The 19,893-nt window shown below is 63.7% G+C and carries 18 protein-coding genes; 14 read left to right on the top strand and 4 right to left on the bottom strand.

What is annotated here, in order from left to right; all coding sequences use genetic code 11:
- Nucleotides 1-161: 161 nt before the first annotated feature.
- Nucleotides 162-572, bottom strand: a complete 411-nt coding sequence (locus tag PP4_RS19620) for a PA2817 family protein (RefSeq protein ID WP_016500915.1) — start codon at nt 570-572, stop codon at nt 162-164.
- Nucleotides 573-797: 225 nt separating this feature from the next.
- Here PP4_RS19620 and PP4_RS19615 point away from each other — a divergent pair, with 225 nt between their 5' ends.
- On the top strand, nt 798-1,232 hold the full coding sequence (locus PP4_RS19615; protein ID WP_041168110.1) for a hypothetical protein: 435 nt from the start codon (nt 798-800) through the stop codon (nt 1,230-1,232).
- Between the two features lie 121 nt (nt 1,233-1,353).
- Here PP4_RS19615 and PP4_RS19610 read toward each other — a convergent pair whose 3' ends face one another.
- On the bottom strand, nt 1,354-3,801 hold the full coding sequence (locus PP4_RS19610; RefSeq protein WP_016500913.1) for an acyl-CoA dehydrogenase: 2,448 nt from the start codon (nt 3,799-3,801) through the stop codon (nt 1,354-1,356).
- A 284-nt stretch (nt 3,802-4,085) separates the two neighbouring features.
- Between PP4_RS19610 and PP4_RS19605 the strand changes: the two genes are divergently transcribed.
- The 3 genes from PP4_RS19605 to PP4_RS19595 all read left to right on the top strand — a co-directional run bounded on the left by PP4_RS19605 (nt 4,086) and on the right by PP4_RS19595 (nt 6,552).
- Nucleotides 4,086-4,709, top strand: a complete 624-nt coding sequence (locus PP4_RS19605; RefSeq protein WP_016500912.1) for a glutathione S-transferase — start codon at nt 4,086-4,088, stop codon at nt 4,707-4,709.
- A 134-nt stretch (nt 4,710-4,843) separates the two neighbouring features.
- The gene (locus tag PP4_RS19600; protein ID WP_016500911.1) at nt 4,844-5,776 is read left to right on the top strand and encodes an ABC transporter ATP-binding protein; all 933 of its coding nucleotides are present in this window, start codon (nt 4,844-4,846) and stop codon (nt 5,774-5,776) included.
- Nucleotides 5,773-6,552 (top strand): ABC transporter permease, encoded by a 780-nt coding sequence (locus tag PP4_RS19595; RefSeq protein WP_016500910.1) that lies wholly within the window; start codon nt 5,773-5,775, stop codon nt 6,550-6,552. Before PP4_RS19600 ends, PP4_RS19595 begins: the two co-directional genes overlap by 4 nt.
- On the opposite strand, the gene PP4_RS28200 is transcribed toward PP4_RS19595, so the two are convergent.
- A complete protein-coding gene (locus tag PP4_RS28200; protein WP_016500909.1) occupies nt 6,436-7,074 on the bottom strand; it encodes a DUF2062 domain-containing protein in 639 nt (212 codons plus the stop codon). The two genes, PP4_RS19595 and PP4_RS28200, sit on opposite strands and share 117 nt — an antisense overlap.
- A 142-nt stretch (nt 7,075-7,216) precedes the next feature.
- On the opposite strand from PP4_RS28200, the gene PP4_RS19590 reads away from it, so the two are divergent.
- The 8 genes from PP4_RS19590 (at nt 7,217) to murB (ending at nt 14,073) form a co-directional block, all read left to right on the top strand.
- Entirely contained in the window at nt 7,217-9,430 is a 2,214-nt protein-coding gene (locus tag PP4_RS19590) for a DNA internalization-related competence protein ComEC/Rec2 (protein ID WP_041167829.1), read from the top strand.
- A gap of 104 nt (nt 9,431-9,534) precedes the next feature.
- Entirely contained in the window at nt 9,535-10,170 is a 636-nt protein-coding gene (locus PP4_RS19585; protein WP_016500907.1) for a MotA/TolQ/ExbB proton channel family protein, read from the top strand.
- Nucleotides 10,167-10,601, top strand: coding sequence for an ExbD/TolR family protein (locus PP4_RS19580; protein WP_016500906.1), 435 nt, complete (start codon nt 10,167-10,169; stop codon nt 10,599-10,601). Before PP4_RS19585 ends, PP4_RS19580 begins: the two co-directional genes overlap by 4 nt.
- Nucleotides 10,601-11,602, top strand: a complete 1,002-nt coding sequence (gene lpxK / locus PP4_RS19575) for a tetraacyldisaccharide 4'-kinase (RefSeq protein WP_016500905.1) — start codon at nt 10,601-10,603, stop codon at nt 11,600-11,602. Before PP4_RS19580 ends, lpxK begins: the two co-directional genes overlap by 1 nt.
- A gap of 44 nt (nt 11,603-11,646) precedes the next feature.
- The gene (locus tag PP4_RS19570) at nt 11,647-11,832 is read left to right on the top strand and encodes a Trm112 family protein (protein ID WP_003247142.1); all 186 of its coding nucleotides are present in this window, start codon (nt 11,647-11,649) and stop codon (nt 11,830-11,832) included.
- The gene (gene kdsB / locus PP4_RS19565) at nt 11,829-12,593 is read left to right on the top strand and encodes a 3-deoxy-manno-octulosonate cytidylyltransferase (RefSeq protein ID WP_016500904.1); all 765 of its coding nucleotides are present in this window, start codon (nt 11,829-11,831) and stop codon (nt 12,591-12,593) included. Before PP4_RS19570 ends, kdsB begins: the two co-directional genes overlap by 4 nt.
- A complete protein-coding gene (locus PP4_RS19560) occupies nt 12,593-13,057 on the top strand; it encodes a low molecular weight protein-tyrosine-phosphatase (RefSeq protein ID WP_016500903.1) in 465 nt (154 codons plus the stop codon). Before kdsB ends, PP4_RS19560 begins: the two co-directional genes overlap by 1 nt.
- Nucleotides 13,054-14,073 carry a UDP-N-acetylmuramate dehydrogenase gene (gene murB / locus PP4_RS19555; RefSeq protein WP_016500902.1) on the top strand — a complete coding sequence of 340 codons (1,020 nt, stop codon included), beginning with the start codon at nt 13,054-13,056 and terminating at the stop codon, nt 14,071-14,073. The genes PP4_RS19560 and murB overlap by 4 nt, the downstream gene beginning before the upstream one ends.
- Before the next feature lie 147 nt (nt 14,074-14,220).
- Here murB and rne read toward each other — a convergent pair whose 3' ends face one another.
- Nucleotides 14,221-17,460 carry a ribonuclease E gene (gene rne / locus PP4_RS19550; RefSeq protein WP_041167828.1) on the bottom strand — a complete coding sequence of 1,080 codons (3,240 nt, stop codon included), beginning with the start codon at nt 17,458-17,460 and terminating at the stop codon, nt 14,221-14,223.
- Nucleotides 17,461-18,253: 793 nt separating this feature from the next.
- Here rne and rluC point away from each other — a divergent pair.
- Together rluC and PP4_RS19540 are read left to right on the top strand one after the other, a co-directional pair.
- Entirely contained in the window at nt 18,254-19,210 is a 957-nt protein-coding gene (gene rluC / locus PP4_RS19545) for a 23S rRNA pseudouridine(955/2504/2580) synthase RluC (RefSeq protein ID WP_016500900.1), read from the top strand.
- 3 nt (nt 19,211-19,213) lie between these two features.
- Complete coding sequence (locus tag PP4_RS19540) at nt 19,214-19,888, top strand: HAD family hydrolase (protein WP_016500899.1); 675 nt, start codon at nt 19,214-19,216, stop codon at nt 19,886-19,888.
- Nucleotides 19,889-19,893 lie beyond the last annotated feature (5 nt).

Here is a 19,893-nt window from a genome sequence, read left to right as displayed (position 1 = left end):
GTTTATATCCTGGTGGTGGCATTCGAACATGCAGGTCAATGTTCGCCTAGCAGGATATTCAGGGCGCAGGTAGGGTGGCTGTAGGCCAATTCCACAAAAGGCATGTAAACAATGGACAAAGCTGCCAGGGCGGCGCAGCGGACCACGCCGGTCGGTCGAACTCAGTGTTGCGTGTTACCGCTAGCTTGGCCCAGCAATTGCTTCTGCTGGTTCCAGTCAAAGGCTTCGCCATTCTGTTCTGCCTCGTAGCGGCGCTCTTCCAGCTGTTGGTACAGATCCAGCTCTTGGTCAGGCATGAAATGCAGGCAGTCGCCGGCGAAGAACCACAGCAGGTCGCGCGGTACCAAGTGGGCAATTTGCGGGTAGCGCTGGATCACCTGGCAGATCAGGTCCTGGCCCAGGTACTGGCTTTGCAGGGGGTCTCGTGGCAGCAGGGTCAGCAACTCGTCGAAGCGTTCGAGAAACAGAGCGTGGCTTTCCTCCGGCACCTGCTCGGCTTCACCCAGGGCTACCAGGATGGTGCGCAGGTGCTGCAGCAGTTGCAAGTGGTAATCCAGGTGGGGATTGACCATGGGGTGATCCTTGAGGGTAATTGAAACGGGGCCGAAGTATACGCCGGTTGTGGACCTGTTGTGGAAGGTCCGCCGGGTTTGCCCATGATGCGTCCCTACCTATCAGTTCTGCCAGGTGTGCCCCCGCCGCTGCTGATGTAGATTCGAGCCTGAACCAACGATGCGGCCTTTCAGCAGGTGGCGGCGGTGTCGAAGGCATACGATCTTCTGAGCGAGGTTAGCACCATGGTAAGCGACAACACCCCAAAGCAGAGCGGTTCTATCATCTTCTGGAGGGACGATAGCACTAGCATTGGGTTCAATTTGCCGGCAGAAGGAAGTGGCGAAAGCGCTAAGAAGACAGTTGTCGCCAACCACAGCGTAATTGAGATGAGTGACATCCCCTCTGCCACGACCATCACCTTGAACTACAGAACTGCCCCGAACGACCCGACTGTGCGATCATCCATCACACTGCGTACCACCCACCGACCAGCCTCGCTTAACCGTACCGAATACAGCTATCTGTTGAATACGCATAAAGTTGGCGATTTCGTCCCTAGCGCCTTTGGGCTGGAGGTGATTGCGAAAATGGATGGACCTTCCCCTCAGGCCGATGTCAAGGCAGACCATCAAATTGATTGTCTCGTTAAACTTTCCAGCTCGCCGCCCAGTGCCTGATCTGGCCGCGTCCAAGCATGTGATAATTGGCGGTTACAAGGTGCGGGGGCGTGCCGGGGACGAGACATAACGCTCCGTCCTGGCGAAAATCCGCCCTTGCACCTGAATGGTTGTTTATCGCTCAGCGCACCTTGCCCTCTCCTGGTAGCAGTTGCTCTTTGTCGAACGCGTCCACATCAATCACTGCGCGGCAGGCTTGCTCTGCTTCACGCAGCCGTTGCGCCTCGCCCGGTTGTACTATGCCCCTTTCGACTGCCGCATCGATTACCGATTGTCCGGGGACCGTTTGCACCTTTCCCTCCTTGACTGCCTGATGCAACATCTTGCGCACCGGCACCACTTCATCAAGCAAATCGCAGGCCCGCTGCAGTGCTGCCACAGGGTCGCCCGCAGCTTGCGGTCGGAAGCAGCCGGCCAGCAGCTCTTCCAGTGTCGGGTCGCCTTTGCTACGCCCGATCAGTGCCGCCACTTCGGCATCCAGTTCATCGCTCGGCCCTGTATGACGACGGCCAAGCGGGAACACCAGCACGCGTAGCGCGCAGCCGACAAGCCTGTTTGGAAAGTTGTCGAGCAACCGGTCCAGCGCCTTTTCCGCCTGGCCCAGGCTTTCTTCCATGGCCCAGCGCAGCAAGGGCTGCATGTGCTCGGGCGAGCCCAGGTCGTGGTAGCGCTTGAGCGCAGCGCTGGCCAGGTACAGGTAGCTGAGCACATCGCCCAGGCGCGCACTCAGGCGTTCGCGGCGCTTGAGCGCGCCGCCCAGGAGCATCATAGACAGGTCCGCCAGCAGGGCAAAGGCCGCCGCCTGGCGGTTGAGGGCGCGGAAATAGCCCTGGCTCAGGGTATCCCCCGGTACTTTCTCGAAAACCCCCAACCCCAGGTTAAACACCAGGGTACTGGCCGCGTTGCCGGCGGCGAACATGATATGTTTCATCAGCAGGTCGTCGAATTCCTTCAGTGCCTGGTCACGGTCCTCGCGGCCGGCCAAGGCCATTTCCCTGAGCACGAACGGATGGCAGCGAATAGCGCCCTGGCCGAAGATCATCAGGTTGCGCGAAAGGATGTTGGCGCCTTCGACCGTGATGAAGATCGGCGCACCTTGCCAGTTGCGACCCAAATAATTGTTGGGGCCCATGATGATGCCCTTGCCGCCGTGCACATCCATGGCGTGCTGGATGCATTCGCGCCCCCGCTCGGTCAGGTGGTACTTGAGAATTGCCGACAGCACCGAAGGCTTTTCGCCAAGGTCCACGGCCTTGGCGGTCAGCAGGCGGGCGCTGTCCATCAGCCAGGCGTTGCCGCCGATGCGTGCCAGCGATTCCTGGATGCCCTCGAAGGCCGCCAGCGGCACGTTGAACTGCTCGCGGATATTTGCGTACTGGCCGGTCACCAGGCTGGTGTACTTGGCCGCGCCGGTGCCGACCGCAGGCAGGGAAATCGAACGGCCCACCGACAGGCAGTTCATCAGCATCATCCAGCCCTTGCCAAGCATGGCCTGCCCGCCGATGAGGAAGTCCAGCGGCACGAACACGTCCTTGCCGCTGTTGGGGCCGTTCATGAACGCGGCGCCCAGCGGCAGGTGGCGCTTACCGATTTCGACACCGGGGGTGTCGGTGGGTATCAGCGCAAGGCTGATGCCCAGTTCTTCCTCTTCGCCCAGCAGGTGGTCAGGGTCGTAGGCCTTGAAGGCCAGGCCCAGCAGGGTAGCGACCGGGCCCAGGGTGATGTAGCGCTTTTCCCAGTTCAGGCGCAGGCCCAGCACTTCTTCGCCATTCCACTGGCCTTTGCAGATAATGCCGGTGTCGGGCATGGCGCCGGCATCAGAGCCAGCGAGCGGGCCGGTCAGGGCGAAGCAGGGGATTTCGTCGCCGCGAGCCAGGCGTGGCAGGTAGTGGTTGCGTTGTTCGTCGGTGCCGTAGTGCAGCAGCAGTTCGGCCGGGCCCAAAGAGTTGGGCACCATCACCGTGGAAGCCAGGTCGCCACTGCGGGTGGCCAGTTTCATCGCCACCTGCGAGTGCGCGTAGGCAGAGAAGCCTTTTCCGCCATATTCCTTGGGGATGATCAGCGCGAAGAAACCATGCTGCTTGATGTGGTCCCAGGCTTCGGGCGGCAGGTCCAGGTCCTGGCCGATCTGCCAGTCGCTGACCATGGCACACAGGTCCTCAGTGGGGCCGTCGATGAAGGCCTGTTCTTCTTCGGTCAGCTTCGGTGCCGGGTAGGCCAGCAAGGTGCGCCAGTCGGGGCGCCCGCTGAACAGTTCTCCGTCCCACCATACCGTGCCGGCGTCGATGGCCTCGCGCTCGGTTTGCGACATTGGCGGCAGGGTGCGCTGGAACCAGTTGAATACCGGGCCGGTGAACACTTTGAGGCGCCACTCCGGCAGCGCAACCAGGGCGATCTTCAAGGCCAGTACGATCCAGATCACAGCCAGAAGCCAGCCGGGCGCACTGCTGAAAATGCCCATGAGCAGCACATAGGCCGCCATGATGCCGAGAATCTGCAAGGGCGCCAGGCGCCGGTGCGTGAGGTACGCCGCGCCGATCACCAGCACTACCAACCACAACAGCAACATAATCGGTCCTCCTTGGAACCAAGGGCTTGAGCCGTCCCAGACAGCTTAGACGCAATGCTGTGAACGGCAGCTTCAGAACAGTGACAGGGTGTGGCAGCGGGAGTTTCAGTTCATTTGTTCATCTGTACCGGCCTCTTCGCGGGCACGCCCGCTCCCACAGGAATACCGGTGGCGTGAAGACTGTGGTGATCCTGTGGGAGCGGGCGTGCCCGCGAAAGGGCCGGTACAGGCGGCGAAGGTCTGGAGTAGACTGCACCACCACCGCATTTCATAAGGACGTTGCCATGCTGAAGATCTGGGGCCGCAAGAATTCGAGCAATGTGCGCAAGGCACTGTGGATTGCCCAGGAACTGGGCCTTGATTTCGAGTCCATCGACGCCGGTGGCGCTTTCGGCGTGGTCAACGAGCCGCACTACCGCGCCCGCAACCCCAACGGGCTGGTGCCCATGCTCGAAGACGGCGACCTGACCCTGTGGGAGTCCAACACCATCGTCCGCTACCTGTGCGCCGAGTACGGCGCAGAGCTGGGCTGGTACCTGGAAGACCCGCGCCAGCGCGCCTTGGCCGACAAATGGATGGACTGGACCACCTCGTCCTTCGCCGCACCGTTCCGTCCGCTGTTCTGGGGCCTGCTGCGCACCCCGGAAGACCAGCGCGACTGGGTGGCGATCAACGCCGCGCACAAGCAGTGCGCCCAGCTGCTGGCCATTGCCGATGAAACCCTGGCCAAACAGCCCTACCTGTCCGGTGACCAGATCGGCATGGGCGACATCCCACTGGGTAGCTTCATCTATGCCTGGTTCGAAATGCCCATCGAGCGCCCGGCCATGTACAACCTGCAAGCCTGGTATGAACGCCTGAAACAACGCCCGGCCTACCAGGCCGCGGTGATGACTGCGCTCACTTGAACCTGCTTCGATAGTCATTATCAATAGATGTGACTGTACTTGTGCGGCCTGGCCTTGCACCATTGGCCGCACTCACTGCGCCAGTGACTTTACCTGGCGTGTCCTGCACCTTTTTCCTCGGTAAGTGACCCGCTATGAGTTCCGCCCTGTCCATCCGACAGCTCACCAAGACCTACGGCAACGGCTTCCAGGCCCTCAAAGGCATCGACCTCGATGTTGCCGAAGGCGACTTCTTCGCCTTGCTGGGCCCCAACGGCGCCGGCAAATCCACCACCATCGGCATTCTCTCCACCCTGGTGAACAAGACCAGCGGCACGGTGAACGTTTTCGGCCATGACCTCGACCGCGAGCCTTCAGCGCTGAAGCGATGCCTGGGTGTGGTGCCTCAGGAATTCAATTTCAACCAGTTCGAGAAAACCTTCGACATCGTCGTGACCCAGGCCGGCTATTACGGTATTCCGCCCAAGCTGGCCAAGGAACGCGCCGAGCAGTACCTGACCCAGCTGGGCTTGTGGGACAAGCGTGATGTGCAGTCTCGTTCGTTGTCTGGCGGCATGAAGCGCCGCTTGATGATTGCCCGCGCGCTGATTCACGAGCCGCGCCTGTTGATCCTCGACGAACCCACCGCAGGTGTGGACATCGAACTGCGCCGCTCCATGTGGAGCTTTCTCACCGAGCTGAACCAGAAGGGCATCACCATCATCCTCACCACCCACTACCTGGAAGAGGCTGAGCAGCTGTGCCGCAACATCGGCATCATCGACCACGGCACCATCGTCGAGAACACCAGCATGCGCCAGTTGCTGGGCAAGCTGCATGTCGAAACCTTCGTGCTCGACATCAAGCAGGACCTGGCCAGCGCGCCGGTGCTGCAAGGCTATCCGTGCCGGCTGCTGACTCCCCATACCCTTGAAGTGCAAGTGGACAAGGACATCGGCATTACCGCGCTGTTCGGCCAGTTGGCGTTGCAGAACATCGAGGTGCAGAGCTTGCGCAACAAGACCAACCGACTCGAGGAGCTGTTCGTGTCCCTGGTGGAAAAAAACCTGTCGAAGGTGGCCGTATGAGTGTGGAGCTGCGCACCAACTGGGTCGCCCTGAACACCATCGTCTACCGCGAAGTGCGGCGCTTCTTGCGCATCTGGCCGCAGACGTTGCTGCCGCCTGCGATCACCATGGTTTTGTACTTTGTCATCTTCGGTAACCTGATCGGCCGACAGATTGGCGACATGGGTGGCTTCACCTACATGCAGTACATCGTGCCGGGGCTGATCATGATGTCGGTGATCACCAACTCCTACGGCAACGTGGTGTCGAGCTTCTTCGGCAGCAAGTTCCAGCGCTCGATCGAAGAGCTGATGGTGTCACCGGTGTCACCGCACACCATTCTTGTCGGCTATGTGCTGGGCGGCGTGCTGCGCGGTTTGGCGGTGGGGGTGATCGTAACCATCCTGTCGATGTTCTTCACCGACCTGCAGGTGCACCACCTGGGCGTGACCGTGGTCGTGGTGCTGCTGACGGCCACCATCTTCTCGCTGCTGGGCTTCGTCAACGCCGTGTTTGCGCGCAATTTCGACGATATCTCGATTATCCCGACCTTTGTGCTGACGCCGCTGACCTACCTGGGCGGGGTGTTCTACTCGATCAACCTGCTGCCGCCATTCTGGCAGACCGTGTCGCTGGCTAACCCGGTGCTGCACATGGTGAACTCGTTCCGCTACGGCATCCTAGGGGTGTCGGATATCAGCATTGGCACGGCGATCACCTTCATGCTTGTGGCCACCGCAGTGCTCTACACGTTGTGCATCCGCCTGCTGGTCAGCGGCCGCGGGATGCGGGCATGAGCCCTGTTGTGAACATCTGAGCTTGCGCCGGCGCCATTGCCGGCCAATCCACCAGCGCCAGTACAGCAGGGTGGTGAAGTAGGCGGCAATGCCCAGCACCACCCCGCACACCACCGACCCCAGCAGGAACGGCTGCCACACGGTGGCAAGCTGGTCGGTGATCCAGTCGAACGTCAGTTCGTCGGGCAATGTGCGCGGCGGCACCTGCATCAGCCAGGCGCCGGTCATGTAGGTGACGAAGAACACCGGCGGCATGGTGAGCGGGTTGGTCAGCCACACCAGGCTGACCGCGATCGGCAAGTTGCCACGTACCGGGATTGCCAGCGCCGCCGCCAGCAGCATCTGCATGGGGATAGGAATCAACGCCGCGAACAGGCCCACGCCCATGGCCCGTGCCACCGAATGGCGGTTCAGGTGCCAGAGGTTGGGATCGTGCAGCAACTTGCCGAAAAAGCGTAAGGACTTGTGTTCCCGAATGCTGGTCGGGTCCGGCATGTAGCGTTTGAAAAGTCGGCGCGGCATGTAGGCTCCCGGAGCGTTGATCCGCGCAGTATGCCCTTAATCCTGCGCAGTCTCGTTTAGAGTTTGTGACAATTGTTGAGCAAGCTTTGCCGGCAATTGAGCTATGCCTCAGGGGGTGATTTACCTTCTGGAGCTCTACCTCATGCGCACAGGGATGTTTGCGCTCGCGCTCGGGCTGCTGTGCCTGGGCTTTCTCCCCGTATTGCCATCGGTCGGGTGGCTGCTAGCGCTGGCGGCCTGTGCTGCCGTCAGCTTGTTTACCCGTGTTTGGCCGGTGGGCTGCTTTCTGTTGGGCCTGTGTTGGGCGTGCTGGTCTGCTCAGCAGGCGCTTGATGATCGCCTGGCTGCCGGCCTGGATGGCCGCACCTTGTGGCTGGAGGGGCGGGTGGTCGGCTTGCCAGCCCGAACGGCGCAGGGCGTGCGCTTCGAGCTGCAGGCAGCACACTCGCGGCGGGCCGAGCTGCCGCAACGGTTGCAACTGAGCTGGTTCGACGGGCCGCCGCTGCGGGCCGGTGAGCAGTGGCGGCTGGCCGTGACCTTGCAGCGCCCGGCCGGGTTGCTCAACCCCTATGGGCCCGACCGGGAGGCGCAACTGCTGGCGCGGCGGGTGGGGGGCACCGGTACGGTAAAAGCCGGGCAACTGCTGGCGCCTGTAACCGGTGGTTGGCGCGATGTGCTGCGTCAGCGTTTGCTGGCGGTCGAAGCCAATGGCCGGCAGGCCGCGTTGGTGGCACTGGTGCTTGGCGACGGCACAGGCTTGGCCCGGGAGGACTGGCAGACGTTGCAAGCCACCGGCACGGTGCACCTGTTGGTGATCTCTGGCCAGCACATCGGCCTGGTGGCCGGCTTGCTGTACGGTCTGGTCGCCGGACTGGCGCGTTGGGGGCTGTGGCCCGCCCGGTTGCCGTGGCTGCCCTGGGCGTGTGGCCTGGCCATGGCGGCGGCGCTGGCCTACGGCTGGCTGGCCGGTGCCGGTGTGCCGGTGCAGCGCGCCTGCCTGATGCTGGCGGTGGTGTTGCTCTGGCGCCTGCGCTTTCGCCACCTCGGTGCGACGCTGCCGCTGTTGCTGGCGCTGGTCGTGGTGCTGCTGGTCGAACCGCTGGCAGCGCTGCTGCCTGGTTTCTGGCTGTCATTTATGGCGGTGGCCACGCTTGTCTATTGCTTCAGTGCCCGGCTAGGGGGCTGGCGGCCTTGGCAGGCCTGGACGCGCGCGCAATGGGTGATCGCCATCGGCCTGCTGCCGGTGTTGCTGGCCACGGGGCTGCCGGTGAGCCTGAGTGCGCCGCTGGCCAATCTTGTCGCAGTGCCTTGGGTGAGCGTGGCGGTGCTGCCTTTGGCACTGCTGGGTACGTTGCTGCTGCCACTGGGCGGGGTAGGGGAGGCGTTGCTATGGCTGGCGGGGGGGCTGCTGGATGGGCTGTTCCGGCTGCTGGCGCTGGTGGCGCAGCAGCGCCCGGCATGGGTGGCGCCGGCCCTGCCATTATGGGCCTGGCTAGTGGTGAGCCTGGGCGCTCTGTTGGTTTTGCTGCCCCGTGGTGTGCCGCTGCGCGGCTTGGGCGGGGTGATGCTGCTGGCCTTGTGGGTGCCCAGGGAACCGGTGCCGCACGGGCAGGTCGAGGTCTGGCAACTGGACGTTGGCCAAGGGCTGGCGGTGCTGTTGCGCACCCGGCATCACAACCTGCTGTACGACGCCGGGCCGGCCAGAGGCGAAAGCGACCTGGGGGAGCGGGTGGTGTTACCGACGTTGCGCAAGCTGGGGGTGGGCAGCCTGGACACGATGGTGATCAGCCACGCGCATGCCGACCATGCGGGTGGTGCCTCGGCCATACAGCGTGGTCTGCCGGTCAGGCGGCTGATCGGCGGGGAAGCGCTGGAAGAAGTGCCATTGCAGCCTTGTGCCAGTGGCGAACAATGGGACTGGGATGGCGTGCGCTTTTCGCTGTGGCGCTGGGCGGCCGGGCAGAGCAGCAATGACCGTTCCTGTGTGCTGTTGGTAGAGGCGCAGGGCGAACGCTTGCTGCTGGCGGGGGATATGGAAGCTGCTGCCGAACGGGCTTGGCTGGCGGACCATGAAACGCCGCGTATCGACTGGTTGCAGTCACCGCACCATGGCAGCCGCAGTTCGTCCACCGAGGCGTTCATCCGGGCTACTGCGCCGCATGGGGTATTGATTTCGCGAGGGCGCAACAACAGCTTCGGGCACCCGCATGTTCAGGTGATGGAGCGTTATCAGCGGCATGGGCTGGCGGTGCATGACACGGCGGTGGAGGGGGCATTGAGGTTGGTGTTGGGGCAGCATGGCGAAGTCGAAGGTATGAGGGAGCAGCGGCGGTTTTGGCGGGTTCGAGCTGAGTGAGCGGGAGGCAGGCCGGTGCATACGCCAATTCCCTGACCTCCGGCAGATGAGCCCTCGGCGCGCCTATGGTAGAGTGGCGGCCTTTTTGCGAAGGGGCGTTTACTGTGTGGGAATTGGTCAAGTCCGGTGGTTGGATGATGCTGCCGATCATTCTGAGTTCCATCGCTGCCATGGCTATCGTCGTCGAGCGCCTGTGGACCCTGCGCGCCAGTCGCGTCACCCCGCCGCACCTGCTGGGCCAGGTGTGGATGTGGATCAAGGACAAGCAACTGACCAGTGACAAGCTCAAGGCCTTGCGCGCCGATTCGCCACTGGGCGAAATCCTTGCCGCAGGCCTGGCCAACTCGCGCCATGGCCGCGAAATCATGAAAGAGTGCATCGAGGAAGCCGCCTCGCGCGTCATTCACGAACTGGAGCGCTACATCAGCACGCTCGGCACCATCGCCGCCATGGCCCCGCTGCTGGGCTTGCTGGGCACCGTGCTGGGCATGATCGACATCTTCAGCGCCTTCATGGGCTCGCAGATGAATGCCAATGCGTCCGTGCTGGCCGGTGGTATCTCCAAGGCCCTGGTCACCACTGCGGCCGGCCTGATGGTCGGTATCCCGGCGGTGTTCTTCCACCGCTTCCTGCTGCGCCGCATCGATGAGCTGGTGGTGGGCATGGAACAGGAGGCAATCAAGCTGGTGGAAGTGATCCAGGGCGACCGTGAAGTGGAAGTGGCCGGAGGCAAGGCGTGAAGTTCCGGCGCAATCGCCAGCGGGAGAACGTTGACATCAACCTGGCGTCGTTGATCGACGTGGTTTTCGTCCTGCTGCTGTTCTTCGTGGTCACCACAACCTTCACCCGCGAGACCCAGCTGCGCGTCGAACTGCCCGAAGCTGCCAGCGCCGAGAAGGCGCCGGCCGACCAGGACAAGCTGGTGGAAATCACCATCAGCGCCGAAGGCGTGTATTCGGTGAACAACCACCTGCTGCCCAAGAGCGACCTGGCCACCTTGAGCGAGGCCATCGAGCGTGAGTCGGGCGGTGACAACAAGCTGCCGCTGGCCATCAGCGCCGACGGCAAGACCCCGCACCAGGCTGTGGTCACCGCAATGGACGCCGCCGGCAAGCTCGGTTTCAGCCAGTTGCGCATGACCACCGTCGAGGCGGCCCAGGGCACGCCTTGATGGCTTTCGCCGACCGTTTGCTCGCCGCCTGGTACGCCGGGCACCCAGCGCTGGCGCTACTGCGCCCGCTGGAGGCGTTGTACCGCCGCGTGGTCACGCGCAAGCGGGCACGTTTTCTCAGTGGCGAAAGTGCCAGCTACCGGGCGCCAGTGCCAATCATCGTGGTGGGCAACATCACCGTGGGCGGCACCGGCAAGACGCCGATGATTCTCTGGCTGATCGAGCACTGCCGCCAGCAGGGGCTGAAGGTGGGCGTGGTCAGCCGTGGCTATGGTGCCAAGCCGCCGCAGCTGCCCTGGCGGGTGCAGGCCGACCAGCCGGCCGACCAGGCGGGCGATGAACCGCTGCTGATCGTGCAGCGCACCGGCGTGCCGCTGATGATCGACCCCGACCGCTCCCGCGCTGTGCAGGCGTTGCTGGCCAGCGAACCGCTCGACCTGATCCTGTGCGATGACGGCATGCAGCACTACCGCCTGGCCCGCGACCTCGAACTGGTGCTGGTCGATGCCGCCCGCGGCCTGGGCAATGGCCGCTGCCTGCCAGCCGGCCCTTTGCGCGAGCCCGTCGAACGCCTGCAGGATGCTGACGCGGTGCTGTTCAACGGTGCCAGTGCCGACCGCGCCGATGGTTTTGGCTTCTGCCTGGAGCCGTCCGCCCTGGTCAACCTGCGCACTGGCGAGCGTCGTGCCCTCGACCATTTCCCCGCAGGCCAGTGCCTGCACGCGGTGGCCGGTATTGGCAACCCGCAACGTTTCTTCAATACCCTGCTGGGGCTAAACTGGCAGCCGGTGCCGCATCCCTTCGCCGACCATGCACGGTTCAGTGTCCAAAGCCTGGCCTTCAGCCCGCCGCTGCCGCTGGTGATGACCGAGAAGGATGCGGTGAAATGCCGGGCCTTCGCCGCTGACGACTGGTGGTACCTGGCCGTCGAGGCGCAGCCCACGCCGGCTTTCAGCGCCTGGTTCGACAACCAGCTGCAGCGTCTGCTGCGCAAGCCCTGAGCCCGTTTTCAATTTTCGGCCACCTGGCCTAAAGGAAGCCTCCAATGGACACCAAACTGCTCGATATCCTGGCCTGCCCGATCACCAAGGGCCCGCTCAAGCTCAGCGCCGACAAGACCGAGCTGATCAGCAAGGGCGCTGGCCTGGCCTACCCGATCCGCGACGGCATCCCGGTCATGCTGGAAAGCGAGGCGCGTACCCTGACTGACGACGAGCGTCTGGACAAATGAGCCTGGACTTCACCGTGGTGATCCCCGCCCGGCTGCGCTCCACACGCTTGCCAGGCAAGCCGCTGCTGGCGATTGCCGGCAAGCCGATGGTGCAGCATGTGTGGGAGCAGGCGCGTAAAAGTGCTGCCAGCCGTGTGGTCATCGCCACCGACGACGCCAGTATCCTGGAAGCCTGCCAGGCGTTCGGCGCCGAAGTGCTGATGACCCGTGCCGACCATGAATCGGGCACTGACCGCCTGGCCGAGGTGGCGGCGCACCTGGGCTTGCCGGCTGACGCCATCGTGGTCAACGTGCAGGGCGACGAGCCGCTGATCCCGCCGGTGATCATCGACCAGGTGGCGGCCAACCTGGCTGCGCACCCGGAAGCTGGCATCGCCACCCTGGCCGAGCCGATTCATGAGCCGGAAACCGTGTTCAACCCCAACGCGGTCAAGGTGGTGAGCGACAAGAACGGCCTGGCCCTGACGTTCAGCCGCGCGCCGCTGCCCTGGGCCCGCGATGCTTTTGCCAGGGGCCGTAACGTGCTGCCAGAAGGCGTGCCGTATCGCCGCCACATCGGCATGTACGCTTACCGCGTCGGCTTCCTGCAGGACTTTGTCGGTTGGGGCCCGTGCGGGCTCGAACAGACCGAAGCGCTGGAGCAGCTGCGTGCCTTGTGGCACGGCGTGCGTATTCACGTCGAGGATGCCATCGAGGCGCCTGCCGTGGGCGTTGATACACCTGAAGACCTGGAGCGCGTAAGGCGCTTGCTGGAGGCTTGATGCGCGTCCTGTTCGTCTGCCTGGGCAACATCTGCCGCTCGCCTACCGCCGAAGGCGTGCTGCGCCATCAATTGCAGGCCGCCGGGCTTGCCGACCGGGTGCAAGTGGCTTCTGCCGGCACCGGCGACTGGCATGTCGGCAAGGCGCCAGACAGCCGCACCTGCAAGGCGGCGCTGGCGCGCGGTTACGACCTGTCGCCGCAGCGCGCCCAGCAGGTCAAGGCGGCGCATTTTGCCGAGTATGACCTGGTCCTGGCCATGGACGAGAGCAACCTGCGCGATCTGCGCGCCCTGCGCCCGCATACCGCAGTGGGCGAACTCGACCTGTTCCTGCGCCGCTATGGCTCGGTGCTGGATGAGGTACCTGACCCGTACTATGGCGGCGCTGACGGCTTCGAGCAGGTGCTCGACCTGGTCGAGGCGGCCTGCCAGGCGCTGGTGCTGGAAATCAAGGGGCGGCTATGACAGGGCAGTGGCAGGAGCAGGTATCGCTCAAACCGTACAACACCTTCGGCATCGACGTGAAGGCGCGTTACTTCAGCCAGGCTCAGGATGACCAGCAGGTGCGTCAGGCACTGGGCCAGGCGCAGCAGCGCGGGCTGCCGGTGTTGGTCATCGGTGGTGGTAGCAACCTGCTGCTCACCCGCGATATCGACGCGCTGGTGCTGCACATGGCTAGCCGTGGCTGCCGTGTGCTCAGCGACGATGGTGAACATGTCGTGGTCGAAGCCGAGGCCGGTGAGCCGTGGCATGTATTTGTGCAGTGGACACTGGCGCAGGGCTTTTGCGGGCTGGAAAACCTCAGCCTGATCCCAGGCACCGTGGGCGCCGCACCGATGCAGAACGTGGGCGCCTATGGGGTGGAGATCAAGGACGTGTTTGCCGGCCTGACCGCCCTGGACCGCGAGACGGGCGAACTGCATGACCTCGGTTTGGCAGAATGTGCCTTCGGTTATCGCGACAGCCTGTTCAAGCGCAACCCCGGGCGCTGGTTGATCCTGCGCGTGCGTTTTGCCTTGAGCCGTACCTTGCAGGCCCATCTGGACTATGGCCCGGTGCGTCAGCGCCTGGCGGAGCAGGGCGTGGCCGAGCCGACTGCGCAGGCGATCAGTGATGCTATTTGCAGCATTCGCCGTGAAAAGCTGCCAGACCCGGTGGAGCTCGGCAACGCCGGGAGCTTTTTCAAGAACCCGGTGGTGTCGGCTGAGCTGGTTGAGCGTATTCGTGCGCAATACCCGGCAGTGGTCGCTTATCCTCAGGCCGATGGCCAAGTGAAGCTGGCTGCGGGCTGGTTGATCGAGCAGGCGGGCTGGAAGGGCCATCGCGACGGCGATGCGGGCGTGCATCGCTTGCAGTCGCTGGTGCTGGTCAACTACGGTCAGGCGAGCGGGGCACAGATGCATGCGCTGGCACGGCAGATCCAGGCGGATATCCTGGAGCGGTTCGGGGTTGAGTTGGAGATGGAGCCTAACCTCTACTGAGCGTTCGGCTTTGGAATTGCGGGGTGGCAGAAATCGAGCGCCGCCCGCGCGGCGCTCGATCTCATAGGCAATGCGGCAGTAGCGACGAACACAAGAAAAAGCCCCGCCAGTTCGCACTGGCGGGGCTTTTTCATTCAGCCTTGGCTATCAACTGTGATGAGGCTTGTGCTCATCGGCGGCTTCCAGGGCTGGCTCCTCGGTCGCTGCAGCAGCTTCCTGCGCGGCTTTGGCGGCGGCCTCGGCCTCACGCTTGCGGCGGCGCACTTCACGCGGGTCGTTCGGCGCACGGCCGTTGGCCAGCATGACGGTGGCAGCTTCTGCCTCTACCGGGGCAGGCTCGACGACCACAGGTGCAGGCTCTGCGACTACTTCTGGCTGGGCTTCGACAACCGGTGCAGGCTGCTCGGCAACCGGAGCGGTTTCAACCACGGCCGGAGCTTTTTCGATTTCGCCCGCTTCGACAGCAGGCGTTTCAACAGGGGCTTCGGCGACGATTACCGGTTCGGCAGCAGGCGCTTCTTCAACCAGGTGTTGCGGAGCGACTTCGACTACCGGCTCGGCAGTGACCTCGGCCACGACAACCGGCTCGCTGACAGGCTGCTCCACCACTGGGGCTACGGCAACGTCTTCAGCCTTGGCGACGGCTTCAACCGGCTCGACCTTTTCAGCCTTCTCGACCGGCTGAGCGGCGTGGCTGTTGTCGGTCTCTGCTGCGGCAGCGATTTCGGCGGTGGCCAGTTCGGCCTGCTGGTTGGCCTGGGCTTCGGCGTCGGCGCTGATGTTGCTGCTGGCAACAGCGGCAGTCACTGCCAGGCCGGCGGCCAGTTCGGCACCCAGCTCGGTGGCCTGGTGCTGTTGTGGCTGCTCTTCGCTGCCTTCTTCCTCTTCGCCACCGTCGATCAGCTCGCCATTGGCGTTGCGCTGGCGCTCACGACGGTTGCTGCGACGACGCTGGCCACGGGAGCGGCGGCGCGGACGCTCGCCATCGGTGCCTTCCTGTTCGTCTTGCAGCAGCTCTTCGTTCGGCAGTTGCTCTTCGGCCAGTTCGGCAGCCTGCTCGGCCGCTTCTTCGGCTACGCGTGGCTGGCGCTCTTCGCGTGGTGGGCGCGGGGCGCGTTCTTCGCGTGGCGCACGTTCTTCGCGAGGTGCGCGCTCTTCACGCGGAGCACGTTCTTCGCGAGGAGCACGCTCTTCACGCGGAGCACGTTCTTCGCGAGGTGCGCGCTCTTCACGCGGAGCACGTTCTTCGCGAGGTGCACGCTCTTCACGTGGGGCGCGTTCTTCACGGGCTACACGCTCTTCACGTGGCTGGCGCTCTTCGCGTTCGGCTGGCGGGGTGGCATCCAGCGGCTCACGCAGTTCGCGCACGCGCTCTTCGCCGCGGTTGCTGCGGCGGTCTTCGCGTGGCTGGCGTGGTGCACGCTCTTCGCGTGGGGCGCGTTCTTCGCGTGGTGCACGCTCTTCGCGCGGTGCACGCTCCTCGCGTGGCTGGCGCTCTTCGCGCGGGGCGCGCTCGGCACGCTCTTCACGCGGCTTGCGCTCTTCGTCGCGGCGGCCGTTGCGGTTGCGGCTCTGTTGACGGCCGTTGCGGCGCTCCTCGTTGCGCGGGCTGCGCTCGGCGGCCGGTTTCTCGGCGACGACAGGTGCAGCAGCTGCAGGTTCGTCCTTGCCGGCGAACAGGCTGACCAGCGACTTCACCAGGCCTTTGAACAGGCTTGGCTCCGGGGCGCTCGGGGCCGGGGCGGCCGGGGCAACAGCCTGAGGCTCTTCAGCAACCGGTACCGGCGCGTTGGTGCGGGCCGGGGCGGTCTTGACCGCTGCTTCCTGGCGAACCAGGGTGCGGGTGGCGGTCTGCTGCGGTGCCTCTTCGGCTTCGGTGGTGGCGATCTCGTAGCTGGACTGGTTGTTCAGCACTTCCGGGTTGTCGTCGCGCAGGCGCTGGACTTCGAAGTGCGGAGTTTCCAGGTGATCGTTCGGCAGGATGATGATGCGCGCACGGGTGCGCAGTTCGATCTTGGTGATCGAGTTGCGCTTCTCGTTGAGCAGGAACGCGGCCACCGGGATTGGCACTTGTGCACGGACTTCGGCAGTGCGGTCCTTCAGGGCTTCTTCTTCGATCAGGCGCAGGATGGCCAGCGACAGCGACTCCACGTCACGGATGATGCCGGTGCCGGAGCAGCGTGGGCAGACGATGCCGCTGCTTTCGCCCAGCGATGGGCGCAGGCGCTGACGGGACATTTCCAGCAGGCCGAAGCGCGAGATGCGGCCAACCTGCACGCGGGCACGGTCCGCTTCCAGGCATTCGCGCACGCGTTCTTCAACGGCGCGCTGGTTTTTCGCCGGGGTCATGTCGATGAAGTCGATCACGATCAGGCCGCCGATGTCACGCAGGCGCAGCTGGCGGGCGATTTCCTCCGCCGCTTCCAGGTTGGTCTGCAGGGCGGTTTCTTCGATATCGCTGCCTTTGGTGGCGCGCGCCGAGTTGATGTCGATAGACACCAGGGCTTCGGTCGGGTCGATCACGATCGAACCACCGGACGGCAGGTCGACCACGCGCTGGAAGGCGGTTTCGATCTGGCTTTCGATCTGGAAGCGGTTGAACAGCGGTACGCTGTCTTCGTACAGTTTCACCTTGCTGGCGTACTGCGGCATCACCTGGCGGATGAAGGTCAGGGCCTCTTCCTGGGCGTCGATGCTGTCGATCAGCACTTCACCGATGTCCTGGCGCAGGTAGTCGCGGATGGCGCGGATGATGACGTTGCTTTCCTGGTAGATCAGGAATGGCGCGGCGCGGTCCAGGGATGCTTCCTTGATGGCGGTCCACAGCTGCAGCAGGTAGTCGAGGTCCCACTGCATTTCTTCGCTGCTGCGGCCAAGGCCGGCAGTGCGCACGATCAGGCCCATGTCGCCCGGCACGGTCAGGCCGTTCAGGGCTTCGCGCAGTTCGTTGCGCTCTTCGCCTTCGATGCGGCGGGAGATGCCGCCAGCACGCGGGTTGTTGGGCATCAGCACCAGGTAGCGGCCAGCCAGGCTGATGAAGGTGGTGAGGGCGGCGCCTTTGTTGCCGCGCTCTTCCTTCTCGACCTGGACGATGACTTCCTGGCCTTCGCTGAGCACTTCCTTGATGTTCACCCGGCCTTCGGGGGCTTTCTTGAAGTATTCGCGGGAGATTTCTTTCAGCGGCAGGAAGCCGTGACGTTCGGAACCGAAGTCGACGAAGGCGGCTTCGAGGCTGGGTTCGATGCGGGTGATCTTGCCTTTGTAGATGTTGGCCTTTTTCTGCTCACGTGCGCCGGACTCGATGTCCAGGTCGTAGAGGCGTTGGCCGTCCACCAGGGCTACACGCAACTCTTCGGGTTGAGTTGCGTTAATCAGCATTCTTTTCATGTTGTACCGTCGGTTTCCGGGCTGCCGGAAACGGCGTTCGGCACACACGACGTCTCATGGTCGGTGCCAAGGTGCGCAAAGGGTGGCCGGGCCACCCCCGTGTCGAGCGACGTTCGGCACCAGCCGGTTGCCCAGCCTGCCGTTGTCGCGACGACGCGTCCTGTTTGCTGCGGTGCCAACAAGGCCCCGGTGGCTTCGAATGGATATCGAATCAACCAAGCGGGCCTTGTGCACTCAGTCAGGAGGAGGAATCAACCTTCAGCCGTGGACGCCCGGGGGCATCTGTTCAGGACCTTATCCGCTCGCCAGCCGTCAGTGGCTGGTGGCCGGACGCGGTGCTACACGGTCCGAGGGCTGTGCATCTCCACCCTGCACGTATCCCTGATAATTCGGGTGCTGCCGCGCGCTGAATCCGCAACGGGTTGCATTTTTCGCCACTGCAGGTACTGCACTGGCGCCATTGATGTCCAAGGCAGGTATTTCCGAAGCATTCGCCGTGCGTTGCGTGGAAGCGACTCGCGGGCAGAGGTACTGCGAAAAGAATCGGGTAAGCAGGTGAAACACCGCGCTTGTCGTTTTTTTTCGCTCTTCTCTACACAGCGCTGGTGGCGATTCCAGGCAATTCGGTAAACTGGCGAAAACCCCGTAGGACGGCCTCGCGTCCTGGAGAATTGCGTTGGTCAGGGCCGGCTGAAAGCCTGGTGCCGCTGGCCTGCCGCTTTTGGCGGCGTTCGCGACTATAGCAGCAATGATTAAGTGCTTCAATTCCATAAAAAATTGTTATGATCCCGCAATGACGACCAATACCCCTCCGACTTCCGGCGTTCAGCTGATCGAAGTCGCGCCGGAGCTTGCCGGCCAACGCATCGACAATTTCCTCATCACGGCCCTCAAGGGCGTGCCCAAGACTTTGGTCTACCGCATCCTGCGCAAGGGTGAAGTGCGGGTGAACAAAGGTCGGGTAAAGCCTGAGTACAAGATCCAGGCCGGCGATATCGTGCGGGTACCGCCCGTCCGCCTGCCGGAGCGTGACGAGCCGGCGCCGGTGGCCCAGGGCTTGCTGCAACGCCTTGAGGCGGCCATTGTCTACGAAGACAAGGCGCTTATCGTGATGAACAAGCCGTCCGGCATCGCCGTGCATGGCGGCAGCGGCCTGAGCTTTGGCGTGATCGAAGCGCTGCGCCAGCTGCGCCCGGACGCCAAGGAGCTGGAGCTGGTACACCGCCTGGACCGCGACACCTCCGGCCTGCTGATGATCGCCAAGAAGCGCAGCATGCTGCGCCACCTGCATGCCGCCCTGCGTGGCGATGGTGTCGACAAGCGCTACATGGCGCTGGTGCGCGGCCACTGGCCGACCTCGAAGAAGCAGGTAAACGCTCCGTTGCTCAAGAGCAACCTGCGCTCCGGCGAGCGCATGGTCGAAGTGAACGAGGAGGGCAAGGAAGCGTTGACCCTGTTCCGCGTGCTGCGCCGCTTTGGCGAGTTCGCCACCATTGTCGAGGCCCGTCCGATCACTGGGCGTACCCACCAGATCCGCGTGCACACCCTGCATGCCGGGCACATGATTGCCGGTGACAGCAAATACGGTGACGAAGACTTCAGTCGCGAAATTCGTGATTTGGGGGGCAAGCGCCTGTTCCTGCATGCCTATGCGCTGACCGTGCCGCTGCCGGACGGTGGTGAGCTGAAGCTTGAAGCGCCTGTGGATGAAGTCTGGGCGAAAACCATTGAACGTCTGAGTGCGTCCTGACCCATGAATAAAGGCTATGAGCTACTGATCTTCGACTGGGACGGTACCCTGGCCGATTCCATCGGGCGTATTGTCGAGGCCATGAATGCCGCCGCCGAGCGTGCCGGCGAGGCGCCCAGCAGCGACGGCGCGGTCAAGGGCATCATCGGTCTGGCCCTGGGTGAGGCGATCCATACGCTGTACCCGCACCTGGCGCCTGAGCAGGTCGAGCGCTTTCGTCAGCACTATGCCGACATCTACATGGCGCTGGACCAGCAGCCTTCGCCGCTGTTCGAGGGCGTGGTCGAGTCGCTGGATGCCTTCCGTGCCGAGGGTTACCGCCTGGCGGTGGCGACCGGCAAGGCGCGTCGTGGGCTGGATCGGGTACTCAAGGCCAATGGCTGGGAGGCGTTCTTTGACATCACTCGCGCTGCTGACGAAACCCGCGGCAAGCCGCATCCGCTGATGCTCGAGGAAATTCTCGGCCATTGCGGCGTCGAACCGGGGCGTGCGCTGATGGTCGGGGACTCGGCATTCGACCTGCAGATGGCCAGCAATGCCGGCATGCATTCGGTGGCGGTGGGCTATGGTGCCATGTCGCTGCAGGCGCTGGCCGAGTTTGGTCCGCAGGTGTGCATCGATCACTTTTCCCAGCTGCGTGAGTGGCTGGGCGGTTCCGCAATTCCACTTCCAAGGTAGGTAAG

Origin of the sequence: Pseudomonas putida NBRC 14164 (assembly GCF_000412675.1) — a bacterium.
GTDB classification, from domain to species: domain Bacteria; phylum Pseudomonadota; class Gammaproteobacteria; order Pseudomonadales; family Pseudomonadaceae; genus Aquipseudomonas; species Aquipseudomonas putida.
The sequence above is the reverse complement of the archived record's forward strand: the minus strand, read 5'-3'. Positions and strand labels throughout refer to the sequence as shown.